Source organism: Streptomyces malaysiensis subsp. samsunensis (genome assembly GCF_024519315.1).
Lineage (GTDB): Bacteria > Actinomycetota > Actinomycetes > Streptomycetales > Streptomycetaceae > Streptomyces > Streptomyces malaysiensis.
This window is the reverse complement of sequence record NZ_JANIIC010000137.1, coordinates 1-7,876: the sequence shown is the minus strand read 5'-3', so window position 1 is coordinate 7,876 and position 7,876 is coordinate 1. Positions and strand designations below refer to the sequence as shown.

Sequence of the window (7,876 nt, the reverse complement as noted above, 5' to 3'; positions counted from 1 at the left end):
GCAACGGAGCAACAAGCGACCACAGTTCGTCAGGAACCAACCGCTGCGACAGATCAACACCCATGGCACAGCATCATGCCGCACCGTCCTGACGCCACATGAGACAAGCTCTTAAAGTGGAATAGAAGAAGAGAATTGCCGCGCCACTGGGGGTCAAGGGGTCGCAGGTTCAAATCCTGTCGTCCCGACCAGCGTTTTCGCAGGTCGAAGGCCGTTTCCGCGAGTAGCGGAGGCGGCCTTAACCATTTCCGGACTGGGAGCAAGTGGGAGCCCTCTGGGAGCCCTCGTGCTCCCAACTCGCAGACGTGTCAACGGTGCCCGATTCGTCCGTCACCCGATCCGGTAGACGTGCGGTGCCGTACCGCGCCCCTGTGTGCCGTCGTCAACCGTAGGCCCCTGGAGTCACCCCATCGCTTTTGAAGCTCTCTGCATCGAGAGGCATAAGGGCCCCTTGTCGGCTCTCGGCCCCCTTTCGCGGTGGGAGCACGATGTCGCGCTCCCCACGTGACAGGTGTGCGACATCCCGTGAGTTCCCGTGACTCCTGCCGGGGCCCAGAGTCCCTGGCCTGGGGTTTCTCCCTCGTTGGCGTGCTCGGCCAACCTGTGACGTAACTTCGGAATTCCTGAAGTGTCCTCGTTTCGTCCGACCATTCTGCGGCCTGGTCGAAGTCGAGGAGGCTCATGCTGACGGCGCTGGCGGTGGTGAAGGACCTCAGCAAGATTCTGGAGAACTCACAGGACGTCGCGCTGGGCGGCGAAACCGCTCCGCCAGGTCGGCCACTCGGGCTGCCACCCCCGGCTTCGAGCAAGCACGTTGAGAGCGCCGCGTTCCCACTCCTGCCGGCCCGCCACCGCGCCGGGTGCGGGCATGCCGAGGGCTTTGGCCAGGGCCGGAAGCCACTCGTGGGCGGGGGCGGGTTCGTCGTCCACGATGTTGACCGGTCCGCCTGGCCAGTCGAGCGCGGCCAGTGCGGCGCCCGCCGCGTCGGCGACGTGGACGAAGGAGCTCACCGCGTCGTTCGCCACGGTGCTCCCCAGGAAGCGCGCCGACCGGTCGCCCGCCAGGGCCGCCGCGAATGCGCCGTCTGGTGCGTGCCAGGTGCCGGGCCCGTACAGCAGGCCGTAGCGCAGCAGGACCGCTGTCTCCAGCTCGGCCGCCGTCTCCTCCAAGGCCCTGACGGCGTCCACCATCCGGGCTCGGGGTTGAGCGGCCGTGCTGTCGAGCGGTACCACCTCCTCGGCCGGGCCTTCGCCCGGCGCGTACGCCCAGGAAATCGACTGTGCGATGATCCGGCCGACCCCAGCCGCCTTCGCGGCCTCCACCAGGTTCCGGGTGCCCTCGCGGCGTATTCGGCCGTTGGCGGCTCCGTCCGCGCCGGCGAGGTCGGTGAGCTGGTGGATCACTACCTCCGGTGCTGCCGCGCAGACCGCGTGCCGCAGTCTGTCCGCGTCGAGCGCGTCCGCCTGGGCTCCCGTCGCTCCGAGGCTTCTGATCCGCTCGATCCCGGCCAGGGTCCGTGAGGTCCCGGTGACCTCGTGCCCAGCCGCAACCAGCATCGGGATGAGCAGACTGCCGACAGCGCCGGTGGCGCCAGCGACGAAGACACGCATGAGAACTCCAGTTCCAGGGGGCGGCGGTGCGATCCCAGCCTAGATCGGAAGCGACCCGAGCCCCGTTGGCCTGCTGGCCATGGAGTTCTCCCTCGTCAGGGTGTCTTGCCGCCGACTGACGTAACCTCGGGATTCTTGAAGCGTTCTCAACTTATCCGGCCGATCCGCAGTCGGGCTGAAGGTGAGGAGGCTCGGGTTGGCGGCGCTGGCAGTCGTACGGGACCTGCGTGAGCACTGGGCGCCCGCGTCGGCGGAGGAACTGGAGCGGTTCGAGACCGATGTGCTGTCCGGGTTCGTCCTCGCGCGGGCATCGGCGGGTCTGGCAGACGGCACCATCCGCGGGGACGTCGGGCACCTGGAGCAGATCCGCACGTGGTTCGGCCGGCCGCTGTGGGACATGGAGCCCGCCGACGCGGACGTGTACTTCGGGAAGGTGCTGCGGAACTCGCCGAGCGGCACCCGACTGGCCCGGTCCCAGGCACTGACCACGTACTTTATGTTCCTGGAGCTGCGGCACAAGGTCGAGATCCACCGGATGACCGGCCGGGTGGTTGAGTGCCCGATCGACGAGATGAACCGGCCGCGCGGGGCGAAGGACGCCCAGCTGCGGATTCCTCCGACCGAGCCGGAGGTCGGAATCCTGTTCACCGGCTGGGGCGGTGAGCTGGCGACCTGCCGCAAGTTCGCTCCGACCGCCCGGAACTACACCGCCGCGAAGCTGATGTCGCAGGTCGGCCTGCGGATCAGTGAGGCATGCAAGCTCGACCTGGCCGACATCAAGTGGAACCTGGGACGCTTCGGCAAACTCCACGTCCGCCACGGCAAGGGCGCCCGCGGCTCGGGCCCGCGCGAGCGGATGGTCCCGTTGATCAACGGCGCCGACCGCGCGCTGCGGTGGTTCATCGAGGACGTGTGGGGCCAGTTCGACGACGACCACACCCGCCCCGGCGCCCCGCTGTTCCCCTCCGAGCGCAAGAACGCCGACGGCTCCTCTCGCCGGGTCGGCGACGACGCCCTGCGCGGCGGGCTCAAGGTCGCGGCCAAAGCGCATCTGCCGGGATGGGGCGAGAAGCTGACGCCGCATGTTCTGCGGCATTTCTGCGCGTCCCAACTCTATGGGAACGGGCTGGACTTGCTCGCAATTCAGGAGGTTTTGGGGCATTCCTGGATCGCTACGACGATGCGGTACGTCCATGTTCAGCAGACCCGGGTCGAGGACGCCTGGGTCGCCGGGACCGAGCGGGCCGCGAAGCGGCTGGAAGGGCTGATCCGATGAGGTGGAACCTGCGGCTGACGGCCGCGAACAAAGGTATCTGGAAGGCGTCCGAGCTCCAACGGAGCCTGGCCGAGCACGGGTTGGTGATCTCGGCGGGGAAGATGTCCGGGCTGTGGTCCGGCCAGCCGGTCTCCCTCAAGCTCGACGACCTGGACGTCATCTGCGTCGTACTCGGCTGCGAGATCGGCGACCTGCTGATCCCCGAGCCGGACAAGGTCCGCCGCCCCGGCGAGGAGGCCGGCCAGCAGGCCGCCGTCGCGTCCGGCCCGGCCCCGACGGTGGTCCCGCGCCGACGGGACGGCCGGTCCCTGCCCCCTGCGTGACCGGGCGGGACGGAGGACGGGAAGGCTGTGCTGGAGCCTGACAGCTGCTCGAACTGCCTGGCCTGGGGGCTGCTGTTCATGCGCTGGTGCGGAGGCTGCAACTCCTTCGCCCGCCCCGGCCCGCACGCTCCGTGCGCCGGCTGCCGCCGACGCGGCCCGCTGCGGAAGGGGTACTGCCGTCTGTGCTGGTGCCAAGCACGCACGGACGCCGCGGCCACCGGCGCGAAGGCGGAGTCGTTGCTGCCCGGACCGCGGTACCACCAGCTGTTCTTCGCGCATATGGCCCCGTTGTGGGAGCGGGTCCCGCGTCTGCGGCCGCCGAAGTATGAGCGGCGGGGACGCCCCCGCAAGCCCGACCCGTCGCCAGCGCCGCCGCCGGGCGGCTGGATCCAGCCGTCTCTGTTCCCGGTCTGCTGCGACCTCACCCGTGTCGACCCCGCCGGACACACGGGCCCGGACAATCCGTGGCTGGCCTGGGCCCGGCATACCGCCCACCGCCTCGGTGAGGCCCGTGGCTGGCCCCGCAAGATCCGCCTCGCCGTGGACCGGGCCCTGACCATCCTGATGTCCCGGCACGTCGGCGGGGATGTCGTGCGCTATTCCGAGCTCCACTCTGCCCTGCAACCCCGTCGGCTGAACATGGAGCTGACCATCGAGGTCCTCGATCACATCGGTGTCTTCCTCGACGACCGGACGCCGTCGTTCGAGCAGTGGCTGGAGCGCAAGCTCGACGGCATCGCCCCCGGCATCCGCCGTGACGTCGAACACTGGGCCCGCCTGCTGCACGACGGCGGCCCCCGATCCCAGCCACGGGACGAGAACACGGTCTGGAACTACCTCAACCGCATCCGACCCGTGCTGATCGACTGGTCAAGCCGCTACGACCACCTGCGCGAGGTGACCCGCGACGATGTCCTCGCCCAGCTCGACGCCCTCCACGGCGGCCAGCGGCAGCACACCCTCATCGTGCTGCGGTCGCTGTTCCGCCAGGCGAAGAAGAACGGCACCGTCTTCAAGAACCCGACCAGCCGCATCCGGGTTGGCCAGCGCGAGTACGGCGTCCTCCAGGCCCCTGGAGCCTGAGCACATCAACACCTCGGTCGCCGCGATCGACAAGCCGACGGACCGCCTGGTCCTCGCCCTCGCCGCGGTGCATGCCGCACGGTCCGGTGCGATCCGCCGCCTCCAGCTCGACGACCTCGACATCGGCAACCGCAAGCTCACAATCGACGGCCGCACCCGGCGGCTGGACGACCTCACGCTGCACGTCGCCCGCGAGTGGCTGGAGTTCCGGCGCCGACGCTGGCCCGACACCGCCAACCCACACCTGCTGATCAACAAGATCACCGCCCTGGGAACCGGCCCGGTCAGCCAGGTCTCCCTCACCGCACCGCTTCGCGGTCAGGCCGCCACCCTGGAACAGCTCCGCGTCGACCGGCAGCTCGAAGAAGCCCTCGCCCACGGCCCCGACCCGCTCCACCTCGCCGAGGTCTTCGGCCTGGACGAGAAGACCGCGATCCGCTACGCGAACTCCGCCCGCGCCCTCCTGGAGCGGCCCCTGGAATCCGACCCCGGGACTTCACCACGAACCCGAGGGTCCACCCCCTAACATCAGGGCATCGGACCCTCAGGTTCCCGCTGAAGCGCCTTCAGTTTTCGCGAACTCGCGGGGGTCTAGGGGTATCGCCGAGATACGCGCCAAAGGGGCAATGAGTTGATCTTGAAGCCCTGAGTACCTCGATCCCGTCACCCGTTCGGCTCAGTGTCGTTGGTCGTGATGTTGTTGTCGTCTGGGCCCGGGGCGGGATTGTGACCTCGATCGAGCGGACCGCATACCCGCGGTTCAAGCGGCTGATCACCGCGCACGAACTGCATCTGTTCTTCTCGCCGACTCGCGATGAGCTTCAGTGGGCAGCGGACGCCACGGATGGTAACGAGCATCTGCTGGCCCTGCTGCTGATGCTGAAGTCGTACCAGCGCATGGGCTGCTTCCCCGCTCTGGAGGACGTGCCGGAGCCGGTGGTGGAGTTCGTACGGCGCCAGGTGGAGCTGCCGGAGGGCACGCTGCCGCTGTACCGGGCGGAGCGCACGGCCAAGCACCACCGGGGCCTGGTCCGCAAGAAGGTCGGCGTGAAGTACGACCAGGGCGAGGCCCGGCGGATCGTCGAACGGTCGATCCGCAAGGAGGCCACGGCGAAGAACCGGCCCGCGGATCTCATCAACATCGCGCTGGAGAAGGTCGTGGAGGCCGGGCTGGAACTGCCCGGGTTCTCCACCTTCGACAAGATGGCCTCGAAGATCCGCACCGAAGTGAACGCCTCGATCCGCGAGGGCATCCACGACCGCATGAGCCCCGCTCAACGGGCCGGACTGCTGCGGCTGCTGGAGGAACGCGACTCGGACGGCACGACGCTGTTCAACCGGTTGAAGAAGCCCGCCAAGGGGCCGACCTGGTCGCACTTCAAGAACCTGGCCAAGCGCCTGGACTGGCTGGACGAGCTCGGCGACACCTCGGTGTGGATGGAGTCGGTGGCCACGGGGAAGATCACCGACTTCGCCGGGGAGGCGGACGCGGCGGATGCCTCGGAACTGCGGGACTACGCCCCCATCAAGCAGATCGCGCTGATCGCGTGCCTGACGCACAAGGCGAGGATGCGGGTCCGCGACGACCTGGCGACGATGTTCACCAAGCGCGTGGCCACGAAGATCAAGAGGGCCAAGGAGGAGCTGGAGGCGATCCGGCTCGCGGAGCGGGAGATCGTCGAGGCCCTGATCGGGAACTACCGCACCGTGCTCAAGAACATCGACGACGGTGGCCCCGCCCACCAGGCGGTTCAGAAGGCCGCGGCCATGACCGCCGAGGTCCGCCACGCCCTGGAGGGCCTGGACGACGAGGCGCCGGTGGACGAGGTCGCCCAGCGGCTGGGCGGCAAGGTCTCCCCGGCGGTCCTGGCGATGGCCAAGGCCCTGCTGGTGCAGGCCGGCGGGCTCGGCGCCGTCACCAAGGCGGTCGAGGCTCTCGGCGGGTTCGACCAGCAGTACGAGCAGATCGAGAAGGTCTCCGCCCACCATGGCAACTTCTGGGAGGTGCTGCTGTACGGGCAGATCGGCCGGGACCGCGCGGTCATGTTCGACCTGGCCGAGAAGCTGGAGTTCACCGAGACATCCGAGGACCGGCGCGTGCTGGACGCGCTCGCGCACGCGATGCGGCACCGACACGCCCGTGGCGAGTACATCACCGCCTTCGACGAGGAGGGCAAGGAGGTGGACATCTCCTTCGCCACGCAGAACTGGCGCAAGGCCGTGATCGACAAGACCCGCTCGGGGCAGTTCGTGCGCAAGCACTTCGAGGCGATGGTCTTCACCGCGCTCGCCGAGGAACTGCGCACCGGCGATGTCGCGGTGGTCGGCTCGGAGGAGTACGCGGATTGGTCCAAACAACTGCTGGACTGGGAGGTGGTGAAGGAGAAGCTGGGCTCCTACCTGGTCGAGGTCGGCCTGTGCGAGGAGGGCGAGACCGCCGCGTTCGACGCTGGCGCCTTCCGCCAGCAGCTGGAGGACAAGCTCACCGCGGCCGCAGCGGCGGCGGACGCCGGGTACCCCGACAACGAGGGCCTGGTCATCGACCCCGAGACCGGCATCCCGTCGCTCAAGCCACACCGCTCGGAGGGACAGCGGCCCTCGGCGAGGCGCCTGGAGCAGGAGATCAAGGCCCGGATGCCGGAGCGCTCCCTCATGGGGATCGTGGCGAGGACCGCGTACTGGGTGAACTGGTGGCAGCGCTTCGGCCCAGCGTCCGGCAACGAGCCGAAGCTGGCCGACCCCTTCGGCCGGTACGTGCTCACGACCTTCGTCAAGGGCACGAATATGGGCCCGTACGAGGCCGCCCGGCACATCCCCGGCGTGAGCGGGCACGAGCTGGCGTACACGGCGAACCGGCACTTCTCCATCGTGCTGCTGAACGAGGCGATCGCCGACCTGGTCAACGCGCACGCCCGCCTGGACATCTCCCAGGCGTGGGGCGACGGCACCACGGTGGCGGCCGACGGCACCCACATGGACACCTACCTCGACAACCTGCTCGCCGAGACGTCCGTCCGATACGGCAAGCCGGGCGGGATCGCATATCACCACATCTCCGACACCTATGTCGCTCTGTTTACGCACTTCATCCCGTGCGGGGTGTGGGAGGCCGTCTACATCATCGAGGGCCTGCTGAAGAACTCCTCCGAGGTGAAGCCGACCACCGTGCACGCGGACACCCAGGGCCAGTCCCAGCCGGTGTTCGCGCTCGCGCACCTGTTGGGCTTCGATCTGATGCCCAGGATCAGGAACTGGAAGGGCCTGACCTTCTACCGGCCCAGCAAGACCACCGAGTACGTGCACATCGACGCGTTGTTCGGCGAGTCCGGGAAGAACGTCATCGACTGGGACTTGATCGAGTCCCAGTTCCGGCATCTGATGAAGGTGGCGGTCTCCGTACGGGAGGGGGCGATCTCCTCGTCTACGCTGCTCAAGCGGCTGCGCTCGGGCTCCAAGAAGAACGCCACCTACGCCGCTTTCTGCGAGGTCGGCCGCGTGATCCGCACCGTTCAGCTGCTGCGGTACCTCTCTGATCCGGCGCTTCGCCGGCGGGTGACCGCGGCGACGAACAAGACCGAAGCAT

Annotated in this window: 6 protein-coding genes; 5 read left to right on the top strand and 1 reads right to left on the bottom strand. The window is 68.5% G+C overall.

Annotated features, from left to right (window positions below; translation table 11 throughout):
- Positions 1-732: 732 nt before the first annotated feature.
- Complete coding sequence (locus NQU54_RS47565) at positions 733-1,611, bottom strand: NAD-dependent epimerase/dehydratase family protein (protein WP_257636488.1); 879 nt, start codon at positions 1,609-1,611, stop codon at positions 733-735.
- A gap of 196 nt (positions 1,612-1,807) precedes the next feature.
- On the opposite strand from NQU54_RS47565, the gene NQU54_RS47560 reads away from it, so the two are divergent.
- The 5 genes from NQU54_RS47560 to NQU54_RS47540 form a co-directional block, all read left to right on the top strand.
- A complete protein-coding gene (locus NQU54_RS47560; RefSeq protein ID WP_257636487.1) occupies positions 1,808-2,887 on the top strand; it encodes a tyrosine-type recombinase/integrase in 1,080 nt (359 codons plus the stop codon).
- Positions 2,884-3,210, top strand: coding sequence for a helix-turn-helix domain-containing protein (locus NQU54_RS47555; protein ID WP_257636486.1), 327 nt, complete (start codon positions 2,884-2,886; stop codon positions 3,208-3,210). The genes NQU54_RS47560 and NQU54_RS47555 overlap by 4 nt, the downstream gene beginning before the upstream one ends.
- Positions 3,211-3,237: 27 nt before the next feature.
- Positions 3,238-4,293, top strand: a complete 1,056-nt coding sequence (locus tag NQU54_RS47550; protein WP_257636485.1) for a site-specific integrase — start codon at positions 3,238-3,240, stop codon at positions 4,291-4,293.
- Complete coding sequence (locus NQU54_RS47545; RefSeq protein WP_257636484.1) at positions 4,250-4,819, top strand: hypothetical protein; 570 nt, start codon at positions 4,250-4,252, stop codon at positions 4,817-4,819. Before NQU54_RS47550 ends, NQU54_RS47545 begins: the two co-directional genes overlap by 44 nt.
- 200 nt (positions 4,820-5,019) lie before the next feature.
- A partial coding sequence (locus tag NQU54_RS47540) for a Tn3 family transposase (protein WP_257636483.1) occupies positions 5,020-7,876 on the top strand: 2,857 nt, incomplete at its 3' end.